The organism is Rhodococcoides navarretei (genome assembly GCF_038069675.1).
Lineage (GTDB): Bacteria > Actinomycetota > Actinomycetes > Mycobacteriales > Mycobacteriaceae > Rhodococcoides > Rhodococcoides navarretei.
On the sequence record NZ_JBBPCN010000001.1, the window covers coordinates 1,300,439 to 1,318,105 of the forward strand.

Annotated in this window: 20 protein-coding genes; 15 read left to right on the plus strand and 5 right to left on the minus strand. The window is 65.4% G+C overall.

The features are described from left to right. Positions 1-6 precede the first annotated feature (6 nt). The 10 genes from dapE (at position 7) to AABD04_RS06520 (ending at position 8,346) form a co-directional block, all read left to right on the plus strand. Positions 7-1,092 carry a succinyl-diaminopimelate desuccinylase gene (dapE, locus tag AABD04_RS06475; protein ID WP_317534024.1) on the plus strand — a complete coding sequence of 362 codons (1,086 nt, stop codon included), beginning with the start codon at positions 7-9 and terminating at the stop codon, positions 1,090-1,092. Between the two features lie 10 nt (positions 1,093-1,102). Next, the gene (locus AABD04_RS06480) at positions 1,103-1,891 is read left to right on the plus strand and encodes an LOG family protein (protein WP_341440581.1); all 789 of its coding nucleotides are present in this window, start codon (positions 1,103-1,105) and stop codon (positions 1,889-1,891) included. Continuing rightward, positions 1,888-2,451: an LOG family protein gene (locus AABD04_RS06485; RefSeq protein WP_243596842.1), complete on the plus strand. Its 564-nt coding sequence runs from the start codon at positions 1,888-1,890 to the stop codon at positions 2,449-2,451. Before AABD04_RS06480 ends, AABD04_RS06485 begins: the two co-directional genes overlap by 4 nt. 92 nt (positions 2,452-2,543) lie before the next feature. Beyond that, positions 2,544-4,319, plus strand: coding sequence for a long-chain-acyl-CoA synthetase (locus AABD04_RS06490; RefSeq protein WP_341440582.1), 1,776 nt, complete (start codon positions 2,544-2,546; stop codon positions 4,317-4,319). Positions 4,320-4,340: 21 nt separating this feature from the next. Beyond that, a complete protein-coding gene (folP, locus tag AABD04_RS06495) occupies positions 4,341-5,201 on the plus strand; it encodes a dihydropteroate synthase (protein ID WP_341440583.1) in 861 nt (286 codons plus the stop codon). Further along, positions 5,198-6,127, plus strand: coding sequence for a glucosyl-3-phosphoglycerate synthase (locus AABD04_RS06500; RefSeq protein WP_243596845.1), 930 nt, complete (start codon positions 5,198-5,200; stop codon positions 6,125-6,127). Before folP ends, AABD04_RS06500 begins: the two co-directional genes overlap by 4 nt. 30 nt (positions 6,128-6,157) lie before the next feature. Further along, complete coding sequence (locus AABD04_RS06505) at positions 6,158-6,493, plus strand: DivIVA domain-containing protein (RefSeq protein WP_341440584.1); 336 nt, start codon at positions 6,158-6,160, stop codon at positions 6,491-6,493. Continuing rightward, positions 6,490-7,098: a DNA-3-methyladenine glycosylase I gene (locus tag AABD04_RS06510; RefSeq protein ID WP_423228123.1), complete on the plus strand. Its 609-nt coding sequence runs from the start codon at positions 6,490-6,492 to the stop codon at positions 7,096-7,098. The genes AABD04_RS06505 and AABD04_RS06510 overlap by 4 nt, the downstream gene beginning before the upstream one ends. Positions 7,099-7,193: 95 nt before the next feature. Further along, the gene (locus AABD04_RS06515) at positions 7,194-7,361 is read left to right on the plus strand and encodes a DUF3117 domain-containing protein (RefSeq protein WP_008714277.1); all 168 of its coding nucleotides are present in this window, start codon (positions 7,194-7,196) and stop codon (positions 7,359-7,361) included. A 106-nt stretch (positions 7,362-7,467) separates the two neighbouring features. Further along, positions 7,468-8,346 carry a methyltransferase domain-containing protein gene (locus AABD04_RS06520; RefSeq protein WP_341440585.1) on the plus strand — a complete coding sequence of 293 codons (879 nt, stop codon included), beginning with the start codon at positions 7,468-7,470 and terminating at the stop codon, positions 8,344-8,346. Here the strand turns inward: AABD04_RS06520 and glgA are convergent. Next, entirely contained in the window at positions 8,316-9,479 is a 1,164-nt protein-coding gene (glgA, locus tag AABD04_RS06525; RefSeq protein WP_243596848.1) for a glycogen synthase, read from the minus strand. The genes AABD04_RS06520 and glgA overlap by 31 nt on opposite strands. 76 nt (positions 9,480-9,555) lie before the next feature. On the opposite strand from glgA, the gene glgC reads away from it, so the two are divergent. After that, complete coding sequence (gene glgC, locus AABD04_RS06530; RefSeq protein ID WP_243596849.1) at positions 9,556-10,770, plus strand: glucose-1-phosphate adenylyltransferase; 1,215 nt, start codon at positions 9,556-9,558, stop codon at positions 10,768-10,770. Between the two features lie 72 nt (positions 10,771-10,842). Here the strand turns inward: glgC and AABD04_RS06535 are convergent, their stop codons facing one another. Continuing rightward, positions 10,843-11,454 (minus strand): O-methyltransferase, encoded by a 612-nt coding sequence (locus AABD04_RS06535; RefSeq protein WP_341442973.1) that lies wholly within the window; start codon positions 11,452-11,454, stop codon positions 10,843-10,845. Positions 11,455-11,693: 239 nt separating this feature from the next. Between AABD04_RS06535 and sigE the strand changes: the two genes are divergently transcribed. The 4 genes from sigE to tatB all read left to right on the plus strand — a co-directional run bounded on the left by sigE (position 11,694) and on the right by tatB (position 14,763). Continuing rightward, positions 11,694-12,320, plus strand: coding sequence for an RNA polymerase sigma factor SigE (gene sigE / locus AABD04_RS06540; protein ID WP_243596927.1), 627 nt, complete (start codon positions 11,694-11,696; stop codon positions 12,318-12,320). A 16-nt stretch (positions 12,321-12,336) separates the two neighbouring features. Continuing rightward, a complete protein-coding gene (locus tag AABD04_RS06545) occupies positions 12,337-12,663 on the plus strand; it encodes an anti-sigma factor family protein (RefSeq protein WP_341440586.1) in 327 nt (108 codons plus the stop codon). An 84-nt stretch (positions 12,664-12,747) separates the two neighbouring features. Next, positions 12,748-14,280 (plus strand): S1C family serine protease, encoded by a 1,533-nt coding sequence (locus AABD04_RS06550; protein ID WP_423228124.1) that lies wholly within the window; start codon positions 12,748-12,750, stop codon positions 14,278-14,280. Between the two features lie 18 nt (positions 14,281-14,298). Then, positions 14,299-14,763: a Sec-independent protein translocase protein TatB gene (gene tatB, locus AABD04_RS06555; RefSeq protein WP_341440587.1), complete on the plus strand. Its 465-nt coding sequence runs from the start codon at positions 14,299-14,301 to the stop codon at positions 14,761-14,763. Positions 14,764-14,948: 185 nt separating this feature from the next. Here the strand turns inward: tatB and AABD04_RS06560 are convergent, their stop codons facing one another. The 3 genes from AABD04_RS06560 to AABD04_RS06570 all read right to left on the minus strand — a co-directional run bounded on the left by AABD04_RS06560 (position 14,949) and on the right by AABD04_RS06570 (position 17,662). Then, complete coding sequence (locus AABD04_RS06560) at positions 14,949-16,085, minus strand: Mrp/NBP35 family ATP-binding protein (protein WP_243596852.1); 1,137 nt, start codon at positions 16,083-16,085, stop codon at positions 14,949-14,951. A gap of 59 nt (positions 16,086-16,144) precedes the next feature. Continuing rightward, complete coding sequence (locus tag AABD04_RS06565) at positions 16,145-17,011, minus strand: lytic transglycosylase domain-containing protein (RefSeq protein WP_243596853.1); 867 nt, start codon at positions 17,009-17,011, stop codon at positions 16,145-16,147. Positions 17,012-17,131: 120 nt separating this feature from the next. Then, positions 17,132-17,662 carry a DUF1003 domain-containing protein gene (locus AABD04_RS06570; RefSeq protein WP_243610363.1) on the minus strand — a complete coding sequence of 177 codons (531 nt, stop codon included), beginning with the start codon at positions 17,660-17,662 and terminating at the stop codon, positions 17,132-17,134. Positions 17,663-17,667 lie beyond the last annotated feature (5 nt).

Sequence of the window (17,667 nt, forward strand, 5' to 3'; positions counted from 1 at the left end):
TCTCCCGTGACGCTCGAACTGCATGCCGACCCGATAGACCTCACCGCGGCACTGGTGGACATCCCCAGTGTCAGTGAGGACGAATCGCGCATCGCCGACGAGGTGGAGCAGGCCCTCCGCGAGCAGACCACGGGCTTCGAGATCATCCGCAGCGGCAACGCAGTTCTGGCTCGAACCAATCGAGGACTCGGGTCGAGGGTGATGCTCGCCGGGCATCTCGACACGGTTCCCATCGCGGACAACGTGCCGTCGAGGCGTGAGCACGACAGCGCCGAGGGCGACATCCTGCACGGGTGCGGAACCGTCGACATGAAGTCGGGCGACGCGGTGTTCCTGCACCTCGCCGCGACGATCGACAATCCTGCGCACGATCTGACTCTGGTGTTCTACGACTGTGAGGAGATCGCCGCCGCTCGCAACGGACTGGGCCGCATCGAACGCGAGCTTCCCGACTGGCTCGCTGCCGACGTCGCGATCCTCGGCGAACCGTCCGGCGGGTTCATCGAGGCCGGGTGCCAAGGGACGCTGCGGGTTCGACTGACGGCGTCGGGAACACGGGCGCACAGTGCTCGCTCCTGGCTGGGAGACAATGCAATTCACAAGTTCGGTGCGGTCCTGAACCGACTCGCGGCGTATCGCGCACGCACCGTCGATATCGACGGCTGCGTGTATCGGGAAGGGCTGCAAGCAGTCCGGATCTCCGGTGGGGTCGCGGGCAACGTCGTCCCCGATGCGGCCGAACTCGATGTCAACTTTCGCTTCGCGCCTGACCGCAACGTCGACGACGCCGTCGAACACGTTCGTGAGGTGGTCGAGGGACTGGATCTCGGCTTCGAGGTCACCGACTCGTCGCCCGGAGCGCTTCCCGGTTTGAACCGACCCGCAGCAGCCGCTCTCATCGAGGCCGCGGGCGGACAGTTCCGGGCCAAGTACGGCTGGACGGATGTCTCCCGGTTCTCGGCGCTCGGGATCCCAGCGGTCAACTACGGACCCGGCGACCCCAATCTCGCCCACAAGCGCGACGAACGCGTACCCGTCGAGCAGATCACTCACGTCACACAGGTTCTCCGGAGCTATCTCTCTGCCGGATAGCCTGAACGCCATGAACAGCGACCAGGGGCCAGATAGTTTCGAGGAATTCGGCAGTTCCGACGGCCACAGCACCGAGAAGTCGGCCAAGCACAAGGGATCCGTCGTACTGCGTCGTGGCCGGAACACCGAGACATCCACCTCGGATCAACGACTGCTCGACGAGCGAGGACCAGGAAACTGGATTCACTCCGACACCTGGCGCGTACTGCGTATCCAGAGCGAATTCGTCGAGGGTTTCGGTGCGCTCGCCGAGGTCCCGAAGGCCGTGACGGTGTTCGGTTCGGCGCGCACCCCCGTCGACCATCCCGAGTACGCCCGAGCCCGGCAGCTCGGAGCCGCGCTCGCGAAGGAGGGCTTCGCCGTCATCACCGGCGGCGGACCCGGCGTGATGGAAGGGGCCAACCGAGGCGCGAGCGAGGCCGACGGGTACTCGATCGGCCTCGGGATCGAGCTACCGTTCGAGCAGGGCCTCAACGAGTGGGTCGATCTGGGCGTCAACTTCAGATATTTCTTTGTCCGCAAGACCATGTTCGTGAAGTACTCGCAGGCATTCGTGTGCCTACCCGGTGGCTTCGGTACCCTCGACGAACTCTTCGAGGCGCTGACGCTGGTGCAGACAGCGAAGGTCACCAGGTTCCCGATCGTGTTGTTGGGCAAGGACTTCTGGTCAGGACTGCTCGACTGGATAAAGACGACTCTCGTGAAAGAAGGCAAGGTGTCCGAGAAGGACCTCGACCTGATCCACTGCACCGACAGCGTCGACGAGGCTGTCCGGATCGTCCGCGAGGCCCAGCAGTGAGCGATCGCGGCACGACCGAAGGCTTGCTCAGTGTCTGCGTCTACTGCGCGTCGGGTCCCGTCGACGCCTCGTTCATCGACCTGGCCGGCGAGGTCGGCACCGAGATCGGTCGACGAGGCTGGCAGCTGGTCTCGGGCGGCGGCAACGTCTCGATGATGGGCGCGGTCGCGGCGGCGACGCGAGCAGCGGGCGGCAACACGGTCGGCGTGATTCCGAAAGCGCTCGTGCACCGCGAGGTCGCCGATGTCGACGCCGACGAGCTGATCGTCACCGACACCATGCGTGAGCGGAAGAAGATCATGGAGGACCGCGCCGACGCGTTCATCACCTTGCCGGGTGGGATCGGGACGTTGGAGGAACTGTTCGAGACATGGACTGCGGGCTACCTGGGCATGCACAGCAAGCCGATGGTGATGCTGGACCCATTCGGACATTTCGACGGCATGATGCAGTGGATAGACGGATTGCGTGAGACGGGATTCGTGCAGCAGCGCGCACTGGACGCCCTGGTCAGGACCACGACTGTCGCAGCAGCTCTGGACGCCTGCGCAACGTTGTGACAGGTCACCAAGCTCGGCCACGGAGTGAGGTGCTCAAAGTTGTTACTCTCAAGTAGGGTAAGGAATCTCACATCGTCTTCAAAGGGGAGTTCATGGCTGTCGATGCCCGTCAGAAAATCGGAGTGACCGACCTCGCGGTCGCGTTGCCGAAAATGGTGACGGAGGTGCCTAGTCTGCTCAAGGGCCTGGCGGGATTCACCCGCAAGCCCGACCACAAAGCGTCGATCGGTCAGATCTTCCAGGACGCCGCCGCGAAGAACAGCGACCGTCCGTTCGTGCGGTTCGAGGGCGAGTCGATCACCTACCGGGACGCGAACGAGCTCGTCAACCAGTACGCGGCGGTGTTCGCCGACCACGGAGTGAAGCGCGGCGACGTCGTCGGCATCCTCAGCAAGAACCGTCCGGAGGCGCTGTTCGCCGCGCTCGCTGCCGTCAAGCTCGGTGCCACCGCCGGCATGCTGAACTACAACCAGCGCGGCGACGTGCTCGAGCACAGCCTCGGAATTCTCGACGCCAAGGTTCTCGTACTGGACGAGAACACGCAGGAAGCCCTCGATTCGCTGGACGCCGAGCCGAAGGTGGGAGCGGTTCTGCCACTGAAGAAGCTGGCCGAACTCGCGGCGACGGCGTCCACGGCCAACCCGAAGGTGACCGCGGAGATCCAGGCCAAGGAGAAGGCGTTCTACATCTTCACCTCGGGCACCACCGGCATGCCGAAGGCCAGCCTGATGAGCCATTTCCGCTGGCTCAAGTCGATGTCCGGGCTCGGCAACATGGGCGTCCGGCTGCGCAGTAACGACGTCATCTACTGCTGCCTGCCGCTGTACCACAACAATGCACTGACGGTGACGCTGTCCTCGGTGCTCGCAGGCGGCGCGACGATGGCCATCGGCAAGCAGTTCTCGGTCAGCAATTTCTGGGACGACGTCCGCGTCAACAAGGCCACTGCGTTCACGTACATCGGTGAACTGTGCCGTTACCTGCTGACGCAGCCGGAAAAGCCCTCCGACCGTGACAATTCGGTCAAGCTGATCGTCGGCAACGGACTGCGCCCGGAGATCTGGGAGGAGTTCACCGAGCGGTTCGGCATTTCCCGCGTCGCCGAGTTCTACGGTGCCAGCGAGTGCAACATCGCGTTCATCAACGCCCTCAACATGAAGAAGACCGCTGGTATCTGCCCACTGCCCTACGCCGTCGTCCAGTACGACGAGGAATCCGGCAAGGCCAAGCGCGGTCACGACGGCAAGCTGCGCAAGGTCGGCAACGGCGAGGTGGGACTGCTGCTGTCCAAGATCACCGACCGGGCACCGTTCGACGGCTACTCCGACGACAATGCCACCGAGAAGAAGATGGTGCGCGACGGATTCAAGGACGGCGACGCGTGGTTCGACACCGGCGACCTGGTCCGCAAGCAGGGCTGGATGCACGTCGCGTTCGTCGACCGCCTCGGTGACACCTTCCGCTGGAAGGGTGAGAACGTGGCCACCACGCAGGTCGAGGGTGCCCTCGGTGGGCACTCGTCCGTCGACGGTGCCGTCGTGTACGGCGTCGACATCGACGGAACCGACGGCAAGGCAGGCATGGCTGCGGTGACTCTCCGCGAGGGCGAGGCCTTCGACGGCAAGTCCGTGGCCGAGCACCTCTACGACAAGCTGCCGACGTACGCGGTGCCGCTCTTCGTCAGGGTCGTCGACACCCTCGAGCAGACGTCGACGTTCAAGAGCCAGAAGGTGGCCCTGCGCAAGCTCGGCTACGAGGAAGACAGCGACAGCGATCTGTACGTGCTGCGCGGTAAGTCCGGTGGCTACGAGAAGGCGTACGACGGCTACGTCGACGAGGTCGCCGCAGGTAAGGCACCCAAGGGCTAAGCCCGTGCCACTATTGATTTCATGAGCACCCTCTGCGGCAAACCGGTCGCCGACGATCGCGCATTGGTCATGGCGATCGTCAATCGCACCCCCGATTCGTTCTACGACGGGGGTGCGAACTTCACCGACGACGCCGCGATGGCATCGGTCCATCGGGCTGTTGCAGAGGGTGCCGACATGGTCGACATCGGCGGAGTGAAGGCGGGCCCCGGCGACGTCGTCTATGCCGAGGAAGAGATTCGCCGTGTCGTTCCGTTCGTCGAGGCGATTCGCGACGCCTATCCGGAGCTGCTGATCAGTGTGGACACCTGGCGCAGCGAGGTCGCTCGCCTGGCCTGCGGCGTCGGAGCGGATCTGATCAACGACACGTGGGCCGGGGCCGACCCCGAACTGGTGCGCGTCGCTGCCGCCGAGGGCGTCGGCATCGTCTGCTCGCACACCGGCGGAGCGGTGCCTCGCACGCGCCCGTTTCGGGTTCGATACGCCGATGTGGTGGCCGACGTCATCGCCGAAGTCACCGCCGCCGCCGAGAATGCAGTCGCGGAGGGGGTGAAAAAGGATTCGATTCTCATCGATCCGACACACGATTTCGGGAAAAACACCTATCACGGGCTCGAGTTGTTGCGTCGCGTGGACGATCTTGTAAACACCGGGTGGCCTGTGCTCATGGCGCTGAGCAACAAGGACTTCGTAGGCGAGACTCTAGGGGTAGAACTCGCCGACCGGTTGGAGGGAACATTGGCAGCGACAGCATTGGCCGCAGCAGGCGGAGCCCGAATGTTCCGGGTGCACGAGGTGGCGTCGACCAGAAGAGTCGTCGACATGGTGGCAGCGATCCAGGGGCTGAGAACCCCGGCGCGGACGGTCAGGGGTCTGGCATGACACTCGCGGATCGAACGGACGTGACCCGGGCGTGGTCCGAGACCAACAGCTGGGACACCCCGCAATGGACCATCGCCGAGCTCGAAGCCGCCAAGGCGGGCCGCACGGTCTCGGTGGTACTCCCGGCACTCAACGAGGAACAGACCGTTGCTGCCGTCATCGATACGATCCACCCTCTGCTCGGTGGCCTCGTCGACGAGCTGATCGTGCTCGACTCCGGTTCCACCGACGAGACAGCTGTGCGGGCGACGGCGGCCGGCGCGCGGGTCATCAGCCGTGAAGAAGCTGTACCCGGCGTCGACCCGGTACCGGGCAAGGGCGAAGTACTGTGGCGATCCGTCGCCGCGTCGACCGGTGACCTCATCGCGTTCGTCGATTCCGACCTGATCAACCCCGATCCGGCCTTCGTGCCCAAATTGCTGGGCCCACTGCTGATGGGCGACGGCATCCATCTGGTCAAGGGCTACTATCGCCGTCCGCTGCGGACCAGTGGAACCGAGGACGCCAACGGCGGTGGACGTGTCACCGAGCTCGTGGCCAGGCCGCTGCTCGCTGCGCTGCGACCGGAGTTGACCGGTGTCATTCAGCCCCTCGGCGGCGAGTACGCCGGTACCCGCGAGCTTCTGTCCGCGGTGCCGTTCGCACCCGGCTACGGAGTGGAGATCGGGCTGCTGCTCGATACCTACGACAGGCTCGGGCTGCGGGCGATAGGCCAGGTCAATCTGGGAGTACGCAAGCACCGCAATCGCCCGCTGGTCGAACTCGGGGCAATGAGCCGACAGATCGTCGGAACCATGCTCAACCGGTGCGGGATGGTCGATTCCGGGGCCGGTCTGATGCAGTTCCGCGTCGACGGTGACTCGTTCGAGCCGTTCTCGACCGAGGTGTCGCTGCAGGACCGACCGGCGATGAACTCGCTGACCTAGCGTGTCGGACGGTCGTGACAAGATCGTGGCATGTTGACGCTGCTGATCTACGTCGTCGTCATCGTCGTCGTCGCCGCTGCACTGTTCTTCGTGGCATCGGTGGTGTTCGGTCGCGGTGAGGAACTGGGCCCGTTGCCCGAGGGAACCACCGCGACCGTCCTCCCCGCCGAGGGCGTCACCGGAGCCGACGTGAACTCGCTGAAGTTCCAGCAGACCCTGCGGGGATACAAGCCCAGTGAGGTCGATTGGGCGCTCGAGCGACTCGGCGGCGAAATAGACATGCTGCGGTCGCGACTGTCCGCGGCACAGCAGTCGCAGGACACCATCACCCCGTCCCCGGTCGAGGCAGGACCGGACGAGCGGTGAGCGCGGTCGCTGGACCGGACGGTCGTCTGCGCTGCCCCTGGGGTGCCACCGACGACGACGTGTATCGCAACTATCACGACGTCGAATGGGGGCAGCCGCTGCACGGCCGCAACGAGCTCTACGAGCGGCTCTGTCTCGAAGCGTTCCAGTCGGGCCTGTCGTGGATCACGATCCTGCGCAAGCGTGACAGTTTCCGCACCGCCTTCGCTGGTTTCGATCCGGAGCTGGTGGCCCGGTTCGGCGAGGCCGATGTCGAACGACTGATGAACGACGCGTCCATCGTGCGCAATCGGCTCAAGATCGACGCCGCGGTGAGCAACGCGCGCGCCATCGTCGATCTCGAGGACACGGACCTCGACTCCTTGCTGTGGTCCTTCGCGCCCCAACCCAGGTCGGCTCGCCTGACGGAGTTCTCCGATGTGCCCGGCTCGACCCCGGAATCGACGGCTCTGGCCAAGGAACTGAAGCGGCGGGGCTTGCGGTTCGTCGGTCCGACAACCGCCTACGCCTTGATGCAGGCCACCGGAATGGTCGACGATCACCTGTCGGGGTGCTGGGTGCAGGTCGCGAATACCGACTCCGGTTCCCGGTATCGACGGCGATAGGGAAGAATAGGCGTCAACACCCGTCGCCCCGCGACGAATTTATCTTTTAGGCCTAGGCGCCGAGCTGGTGGGCGCAGATCTGGAGGGAGCAGAGGATGGCGGCGATGAAGCCCCGGACCGGGGACGGTCCCCTCGAAGCAACCAAAGAGGGACGAGGAATCGTCATGCGTGTCCCGCTCGAGGGGGGCGGCCGCTTGGTCGTCGAATTGACCCCTGACGAGGCCGCGGCACTCGGTGACGAATTGAAGGGTGTCACCGGCTGATAGCTCTGTCGATCGATCATCGCTCAGCCCCGCTCGCCGTCACGGCAAGCGGGGCTTTGTGTTGTCTCGACGAGTGTGGGTGCTTTCGATGTGAGAGGGGTGTTCGATGCTGACCGACGTCGTCGATCTGCTGCTGTGTCCGCAGTGTCGGGCACGCGAGCTCGACTCGGGGCTCGGTGTGGGCGACACCGATCGAACGCTGTGGTGCGATCGAGGGCATTCGTTCGATGTCGCCCGGCAGGGCTACGTCAGTTTGCTCACCGGCGACGGTGGCAAGTTCAGCGGCGACTCGGCCGAGATGATCGCGGCGCGTGAGGTGTTCCTGGGGGAGGGGCATTTCGATCCGATCGCGGCAGCGGTCTCGGCGGGTGTCCCGGAGGGCAGTGACGTCGTGCTCGACGTCGGGGTCGGCACCGGTCACTACCTCGCGGCTGTGCTCGACGCCCACGCCGATGCGCGGGGGATAGGCGTCGACGTGTCGAAGTTCGCGGCGAGGCGTGCCGCACGGTCCCATCCGCGGCTGGGGTCCGTGGTCGCGGACATCTGGAGTGGCCTACCTGTGCGGTCGGGGGCACTGTCCGCGGTGACGTGCGTGTTCGCGCCGCGCAATGCCGGTGAACTGAATCGAGTCCTCGTCGACGACGGCGTGTTGGTGGTCGTCACACCCACGTCGCGACACCAGCGTGAGTTGCGTGGACCGCTGGGTCTCATCGGCGTCGAGGAAGACAAGACACGTCGCCTCGGCGAATCGCTGTCCGGTCTGTTCGAGCCGGTGGCCGAATCCCCGCTCGAGTACTCGATGATGCTCTCGCGCAACGACATCGACGCGCTGATCGGCATGGGGCCGTCGGCGCGGCACGGCGACCCCGTTGCTCGGGCAGCTGCACTGGCGCAGTTTCCCGACACCACCGAGGTCACCGCGTCGGTAACGGTGTCGATCTATCGCGCGACGACTCAGCCGCGCCGCGCCAGCGCGTCGTTGTAGACGGCGAGAGTCTGCTTCGCGATCGATGCCCAGGAGAATTCGGCGACCGCTCGCTCGCGGCCGGCCTTGCCCATCGCTTCCGCGAGTGCGGGGTCGAGGGCTACCTCGTTGACGGTGTCCGCCAGGTTCCGCTCGAAGGCATCGGGTTCGTAGGAGTTGTAATGCACCAGGCGTCCGGTGCGGCCCTCGTCGACGACCTCGGGGATGCCGCCGACATCCGACGCCACGACCGCGGTTTCGCAGGCCATCGCCTCGAGATTGACGATGCCGAGTGGCTCGTACACCGATGGGCAGACGAACACGGCTGCGGCAGAAAGAATCTCGCGAATCTTGTCGGTGGGTAGCATGTCCTTGACCCAGAACACGCCGCTGCGCTGCTGGGCCAGCAACGCCACCGCCCGCTCGGTTTCCGCGGCGATCTCCGGAGTGTCGGGTGCGCCCGCGCACAGCACGAGCTGGATCGACGGATCGAAGTGGTGGGCGGCAGCAATCAGGTGACCCACACCCTTCTGCCGGGTGATGCGGCCGACGAACGCGACGATCGGCTTGTTCGGATCCACCCCGATCTCGTCCAGAGTCGCAGTGCCGTGATCTGCGAACCACCGCTCGGTGTCGATCCCGTTGCGCACCACGTGGACTCGACTCGGGTCGAGGCGCGGATAGGCGTCGAGCACGTCTTTTGCCATGCCCTCGCTGACGGCGATGACGGCGTCGGCGTACTCCACTGCATTCTTTTCCGACCACGACGAGATGCGGTAGCCGCCGCCGAGTTGCTCGGCCTTCCATGGCCGTCGCGGTTCGAGCGAGTGCGCGGTGAGGATGTGCGGAACTCCGTACAGTTCTGCCGCGAGGTGGCCGGCGAGGCCGGTGTACCAGGTGTGCGAATGCACCACGTCCGCCCCCGCTGCCGCGTTGGCCATCCGCAGCTCGGCCGACAGCGTCGTCAAGGCAGCGTTGGCACCGGCGAGTGCGGGATCGGGGTCGTGCACCTGTGCGGTGTCGCGCGGGGCTCCCATGCAGTGGATGTCGACGTCGCACAGCGACTTCAGCTGCGCGGTCAACTCCGTGACATGAACTCCTGCGCCACCGTAGATCTCCGGCGGGTATTCCTTGGTCATCATCGCTACTCGCACGTGAACGAACCTACATTCCCCGGCAGTTGTGCGTGTACTGGTAGCAAGGTTCTCTCGGTGCGGATAGGTTGAGTGGGTGAGGACACAACCGCACGTACTAGGGATTGTGCTTGCCGGCGGAGAGGGTAAGCGCCTTTACCCGATGACCGCGGACCGAGCCAAGCCAGCCGTTCCCTTCGGGGGCGCCTACCGACTCATCGACTTCGTGCTGAGCAATCTCGTCAACGCCGGTTACCTCCGGCTCTGCGTGCTCACCCAGTACAAGTCCCATTCACTGGATCGCCACATCTCGCAGACGTGGCGACTGTCCGGATTCGCCGGGGAGTACATCACTCCGGTCCCGGCACAGCAACGTCTCGGGCCCCGGTGGTACACCGGCAGCGCCGACGCCATCTTCCAGTCGCTGAACCTGGTGTACGACGAGGACCCCGAGTACATCGTGGTCTTCGGAGCCGACCACGTGTACCGGATGGATCCGGAGCAGATGGTGCAGCAGCACATCGACTCCGGTGCGGGCGTCACCGTGGCCGGGATCCGCGTTCCGCGCAGCGAGGCATTTGCGTTCGGGTGCATCGACTCCGACTCCGACGGCAAGATCACCCAATTTCTCGAGAAGCCGGCTCAACCGCCCGGCACCCCCGACGACCCCGACGTCACGTACGCCTCGATGGGCAACTACGTATTCACCACCAAGGTGCTCGTCGACGCCATCAAGGCCGATTCCGAGAACGTCGACTCCGACCACGACATGGGCGGCGACATCATTCCGGCACTCGTCGAGGCCGGCGTCGCCTCGGTGTACGACTTCAACGACAACGTCGTTCCCGGGGCCACCGAACGCGACCGCGGCTACTGGCGAGACGTGGGCACCATCGACGCCTTCTACGACGCCCACATGGATCTGGTGTCGGTGCACCCCATCTTCAACCTCTACAACCGCCGCTGGCCCATTCGTGGATCGGCCGAGAACCTGCCGCCCGCCAAATTCGTCCAGGGCGGCTTGGCTCAGGAATCGGTGGTCGGTGCCGGCTGCATCCTGTCGGCTGCCACCGTCCGCAACTCGGTACTCAGTTCCAACGTCATGATCGACAGTGGCGCGACCGTCGAGGGCAGCGTCCTGATGCCCGGCGTCCGGATCGGCAAGGGTGCCGTCGTTCGGCATGCGATTCTGGACAAGAACGTCGTCGTCGGTGACGGCGAGATCGTCGGCGTCGACCACGAACGCGATCGCGAGCGCTTCAACGTCAGCGCCGGGGGAGTCGTCTCCGTCGGCAAGGGCGTCTGGATCTAGAGCAGAGCCTGCGGCATGTGAGCGGTAATTCGTAGCAGGCTACGAATTACCGCTCACATGCGGCGCAGCCGCTCACGCTCTCGACGCGCAGATCAACCCGTCACCCAAAGGCAGCAGTACCGTCGTCAGGCGCTCGTCCTCGGCGATGGCCCTGGCGGCGGATCGAACGGCGACTGCGGTCGCGTCGCGCTGAGTCGGGTCGGCCACCCGTCCACCCAGTAACGCGTTGTGCAGCACCAGAACTCCGCCGGGGCGCAGGAGCCGAACACTCTCGGCGACGAAGTGCGGATGGTCGGCGGGGCTGGCATCGATGAACACCAAGTCGTAGGTGTCATCGGCCAGTCGGGGCAGCACGTCGAGGGCCCAGCCGTTGATCAGCCGGGTACGCGAAGGCGCAATTCCCCCCGCGCGGAACGCCTCTCGGGCCGCGCGCTGATGCTCCGGCTCGGTGTCGATGGTGGTGAGAACGCCGTCCGCGCGCATCCCGTCGAGCAACCACAGACCGCTGATCCCTGCGCCGGTGCCGATTTCGACGACCGTCTTCGCGCCGAGCATCTGGGTGAAGATGGACAGAATTGCGCCGACCGACGGTGGTACCGGGGAGGCACCGAGGTCGACGGCTCGCTCTCTGGCTGCGATCAGAACCTCGTCCTCCTGAGCGGAGTCTTCGGCGTAGGCGAGCATCTTCTCGGCGTTGGTCGGCACGACCCGAGGCTATCGTGCCCCGGGCACAATCACACGCACACATTCTCAGGTGCGCCTCAGGTGATTCATACCGGACCCACACGCGGGTCCGTCAGGCTGTGGAGGAATCGAAGGTCCGTCTCGATTGCGAAGTGTGAGCTGGAACATCCGAGGGTAGTCGTCGGTTGAATCAGAAGGACGTACGCAGTCCTGAGCAGGAGGATCCAACTATTTACAAGATCAACGGCGATCGCGACACCGCGCGTCTACCCGAGTCCGTACCCACGCCCGACGATCTCAGCGGCACCGCAGTGTTCGATGCGACCGGCGAGGACTCCACCATGCCGTCCTGGGACGAATTGGTTCGCGAACACGGCGACCGAGTCTACCGACTGGCCTACCGGCTGTCCGGCAACGCCCAGGATGCCGAGGACCTGACGCAGGACACCTTCATCCGGGTGTTCCGCTCCCTCTCCAACTACCAGCCCGGCACCTTCGAGGGCTGGCTGCACCGCATCACCACCAACTTGTTCCTGGACATGGTTCGTCGCCGCAGCCGCATCCGTATGGAAGCCCTCCCCGAGGACTACGACCGCGTCCCCTCCGACCGGCCCAACCCCGAGCAGATCTACCACGACGCGCGCCTCGACCCCGATCTGCAGTCCGCACTCGACTCGCTGGCACCGGAGTTCCGTGCCGCAATCGTGTTGTGCGACATCGAAGGACTGTCCTACGAGGAGATCGGTGCGACACTGGGCGTCAAGCTCGGAACTGTTCGCAGCCGCATTCACCGTGGACGCCAGGCGCTACGCGAGTACCTTCGAGTGCACGGGAAGGTCGACTCCGGTCACGCAAGTGTCCACTAGCTACGAGGAGGGTTGGATGACGCAGGCGCGCAAGCGAAGGCAATTCAGCTCCACCGAACATCTGGCCAGTGAAGCCGTCGCGGCGTACGTAGACGGTGAACTGCGGATGCCCGCCTACCTCCGTGCTGCTCAACACCTGTCCGAGTGCCCGGAATGCGCCGCCGAGGTCGAAGCCCAGCAGCAGGCCCGCAAAGCACTGCGCGGGGCGGGTGAGCTGTCCATGCCGCACTCGCTGCTCGGGTTGCTCAGCCAGATTCCGTCCTGCGCAGGCGAGGACCGGCCGGCCCACACCAAACGAACCTTCATGTCTGCCGTCGCCGACGTCCGTCGTCGCCGACGCTGACTGCATCGCGATCCACGCGACGACTTCTCACCTGCATCGAGCCGAGCCGACCGCTCGAGCGATACTGAACTCTCACACCGACGTATGCGAGGGGTAACCGGACGCGTGACATCGAATTCGACCAGCACCGAGACGACCGGCACCGACCCGTCGGCGACCGAGCCCGACGGTATCGGCCCGGAAGGTCCACGGTTGCCACCGCGTCCGGTGTATCGACCGTCCATCGATCCGGTGTCGGCCTCGGTGTTCGGACGCCCCGACGACGTCGACGGTTCGTTCTCCGAGCGCAGGCCCGGCGAGGAATTACCGTCGCGCGTCTCGGTGCGGCCACCCGATCCCATTCTCGCCGAGGCATTCGGACGTCCGGACGACACCGAGGAATCGCTGCAACGTGATCCGAACGCCGAGACCGGCAGCGACACCGCCCCGTCGGCTCCGGCTGATCCGTGGCGCGACCCCACCGCTCGGGTGTCCCTCGGCAGCGCGGCGCTCGACACGCCGCCCCCGCCCGTTCTCCCGCCGGGCGCCAAGCTCGGTGTGCGCGATGTGCTGTTCGGCCGATCGGTGTCCGTCCGAGCCCTCGTCGTGCTCGGTGTTCTCGCTCTCGTCATCGGGTTGGTCGGCGGTCTCTTCGGTCGCCTCACCGCCGAGGTGACCGGCGCGTTGACCAGCCAGAAAGTGACACTGACCCAGTCCAGCGGCGACGGCATCCCGCGCGGGCAGATCAGCAACGTCGCCGACGCCGTCCTGCCGTCCGTCGTGTCGATCCAGGTGACGCTCGGCGAGACCGGCGGCACCGGCTCGGGCGTCGTCATCGCAGGTGAGGGTTACATCGTGACGAACAATCACGTGATCTCGCTGGCCGCATCCGACCCGGAGAACTCGACGCTGGAAGTGACGTTCTCCGACGGCACCAAGGTGCCGGCCGACATCGTCGGCCGCGACACCAAGACCGACCTCGCGGTCCTCAAGACCGATGTCGGCAACCTGACCGTCGCCGAACTCGGTCGTTCGGAGGACGTTCGTGTCGGGCAGGACGTGATCGCCGTCGGCTCACCGCTGGGATTGAACAAGACCGTCACCTCCGGCATCGTCAGCGCGCTCGATCGACCCGTCGCCCTGTCGGGTGAAGGCACCGACACCGACGCCGTCATCGACGCCGTGCAGACCGACGCTGCCATCAACCCCGGCAACTCCGGTGGTCCGCTCATCGACTTCGAGGGCCGTGTGATCGGCATCAACTCGGCGATCCGCAGCGAGAGCGGCGGATCGGTGGGCCTCGGCTTCGCGATCCCGGTCGACGAGGTCTTCGAGGTGACGCAGTCATTGATCCGGGACGGCGTCATGCGGCACCCGGATATCGGCATCAACGCTCGCTCGGTCATCAACGACACCTCCGCCGGCGCGGAGGTCGCCAACGTCCGCGCCGACGGTCCTGCCCAGCGGGCCGGAATCGTGGAAGGCGACGTCATCACCAAGGTCGGCGATCGCGCGGTGGGGGACGCCGACGAGTTGGTCGTTGCCGTGCAGGCCACCACGATCGGGGAGCCGGTTCAGGTGCAACTCGTCCGGTCGGGACGACTGGTGGACCTCTCCGTCACGCCGGTTTCGGACTGACGACGTAGGCTGGCAGGCGTGTTCGGCAACATCGGTTGGGGAGAGCTCGTCATTCTCCTCGTAGCAGCTCTCGTCATCCTCGGCCCGGATCGCCTCCCTGGCGCGATCAGCTGGGTGTCCAAGTCGATTCGGCAGGTCAAGGACTACGCCAACGGTGCCAGCCAGCAGCTCAAGGACGAGCTCGGCACCGATTTCGAAGACTTGCGCAAGCCGCTCGCGGACCTCAACCAACTCCGAGGCATGACCCCGCGGGCAGTGATCACCAAACACCTGCTCGACGGCGACGACTCGGTCTTCAAGAATCCCCTCGACGACACCTTCAAGGGCAAGCCCTTCGAAGCCAAGCCGAAGAATTCAGGCGGCCCGACGCCTCAGAACGGCGTGCCCTCGGGCAATGCGTCCGGCAACACCGTGTCGATGCGCAAGAACGAGCCGAAGTTGTCGGCGGGCGATACTCCGCCGATCGACGCGGACGCGACATAGTTCCACCCGCCCCACCCCGTCCGGATCCCGCCCCTCGTTCTCGTCAATGGACCACTGCACACGTCTGAGCGGTGCAACGGTCCATTCACGCAGTCATGGGTTCGACGTGAATGGACCACTGCACACGTCTGAGCGATGCAATGGTCCATTGACGCGGCAGGGGAAGCGGGTGCGCCGCCGCCGGCCTAGAGTTTGCGCGCCGAGTCGATGCCGAGTGACATTCCCACCAGACCACGCTCTCGTACTGCCAGTTTCGCAGCCACGGCCTCCAGTGCCTGAGCCGCGGGCGATTCCGGATTGCTCAGCACGATTGGAGTCCCGGCGTCACCGCCTTCTCGGACGGCGGTGTCGAGGGGGATCTGGCCCAGCAGAGGAACGCTCGCACCCACGGCCTTGGTCAGTCGATCCGATACGTCCTGACCGCCACCGGATCCGAAGATGTCCATGCGGGTGCCATCGGGCAGCTCGAGCCACGACATGTTCTCCACGACGCCTGCCACGCGCTGCCGAGTCTGCAGGGCAATTGCCCCCGCGCGTTCGGCCACCTCTGCCGCAGCTTGCTGTGGCGTGGTGACCACGAGGATTTCGGCACTCGGAATGAGCTGTGCGACGGAGATTGCCACGTCCCCGGTGCCCGGCGGAAGGTCGAGCAGCAGTACGTCCAGGTCGCCCCAGAAGACATCGGCGAGGAACTGCTGCAACGCGCGGTGCAGCATCGGCCCGCGCCACACGACCGGGGTGTTTCCCTGGGTGAACTGGGCGATGGAGATGAACTTCACGCCGTGTGCCTGGGGCGGCATGATCATCTTCTCGACCTGCGTTGGCTTGGCGTCGTTGCCGAGCATCCGGGGCACGGAGTGACCGTAGATGTCGGCGTCGAGCACGCCGACCGACAGTCCACGAGCGGTCAGTGATGCGGCCAGATTGACCGTCACGCTGGACTTGCCCACGCCCCCCTTGCCCGACGCCACCGCGTACACGCGCGTCAGGGATCCGGGTTGCGCGAAGGGAATGATCGGCTCTGCGGAGTCGCCGCGCAGCGACTTGCGGAGTTCGGTGCGCTGCTCGTCGTTCATCACGTCGAGTTCGACCGTCACCGTGCCGACGCCCGCGACGTCGGCGACCGCGTTCTTGACGCGGTCGCTGATTTCGGTCTTCATCGGGCAGCCGGACGTTGTGAGGTAGATACCGACCCCGACGGCTCCGTCGTCGGCGATGTCGATGCTCTTGACCATCCCCAGATCGGTGATGGGTTTGCGGATCTCGGGATCGATCACCTTCGTGAGCGCGGTCCGAACGTCGGATTCGGTCAGTACAGCCATTACCTCATGCTAGGCGGTGGGCACTGCGTCGATGGACAGCAGGGCAGCCGGACACCTGATCAGTGAATGCGTGGTAGCTGGTCCGAGGTCGGGATGATGCCGGTGGCGTATCCGGCCGACCATGCGAGCACGTTCGCCACGTAGGCCATCGAGTTGTTGTAGCGCAGGATCGCCTTGGTGGTCGATCCGAGGTCGCGCATATCGGTCCCGTTGTCGCAGAGATACATGCCGGTGGCCAGCGCAGCGTCGTAGAGGTTCTGCGGGTCGGAGACGCCGTCGCCGTTGCCGTCTGCGTGGTAGAGGTTCCACGTCGAGGGCAGGAACTGCATCGGTCCGACTGCGCGGTCGTATTCGGCGTCACCGTCGAGTGCGCCGCCGTCGGTGTCACGAATCACCTGGTTTCCGGCCAGGGTGCCGTTCAGGCGCGGGCCGAGGATGGGCTCGTGCAGCTCGCCCGAGTCGTCGACCTTTCCGTTGTTGGCATGGGTGGACTCGACGCGGCCGATTCCGGCGATGACGGTCCAGCTGATGCCGCAGCCGGGTTGCTGCTGGGCCAGGATTTGCTCGGCGTTCTTGTAGGCGGAGACGTTGACCACCGGAATCGCGATGGGGCTCACCGCGAGGTTGGTGGGGAGCTCGGGTGTGGGCGGGGTCACCGGGGCCGGTGCTGGGACCGGAGCGGGCACCGGCAACTCGGCCTGAGCCACCGGCTGCGCTTGCTGGTCCAGGGCGATAGGCTGCGGAGTCTCGACGACCGAGTTCGATTCCTGCGCGGCCGGAGCCGTCTCGGTGCTGACGAACGGAATGTATTCGGTGGCTCCGGCGCTGGTGGCGGCGGTGACGAGTCCTGCGGGGACGAGTCCTGCCAGAGCAATCACCGAGTTCCGTCGGACCTTGGAATTCGATGCTTTTCTGTGACGACCCACGCGTGCTGTACCTCCTGATTTCCCCGGATGACAACCGGGGCCCGACCTGATGACCGGGATCGAGGGTACCTGATTCGAGACTGTTCCGTTATCGGGCCGTTACCAGGCGCGGAGGCCCGTCTAGTGCAGATCGGTGTCGCTCGACGCGTCGTCGGCCACGCGTGCTGCTGCCTTCTTCCGTGCTTTCTTCGGAATCGCCACGGGCTGTCCGGTCGCCTGTTCGAGGAGCGCCTTGATCTCGTCGAGTTCGCGACGCAGGTAATCGCGGGTGGCGACCTCTCCGACGGCGATGCGCAGTGCTGCGAGTTCGCGGGCGAGGAACTCGGTGTCGGCTTTCGTCTGTTGCGCGCGAGACCGGTCCTCCTCCAGCGAGACGCGGTCGCGGTCGTCCTGCCGATTCTGGGCCAGCAGGATCAGCGGAGCCGCGTAAGCGGCCTGGGTCGAGAACGCGAGGTTGAGCAGGATGAAGGGATACGGATCCCACTGCAGGTTGATGGCGACGACGTTGAGGAAGATCCAGACGATCACGATGGCGGTCTGGATCGCCAGGTAACGACCGGTACCGAGGAACCTCGCGGCCTTCTCGCCCGACTTGCCCAGGTCGACGTCGAGGCTGACGTTGAACAACCGCGATCCACGCGGGGTGTCCATTCTCT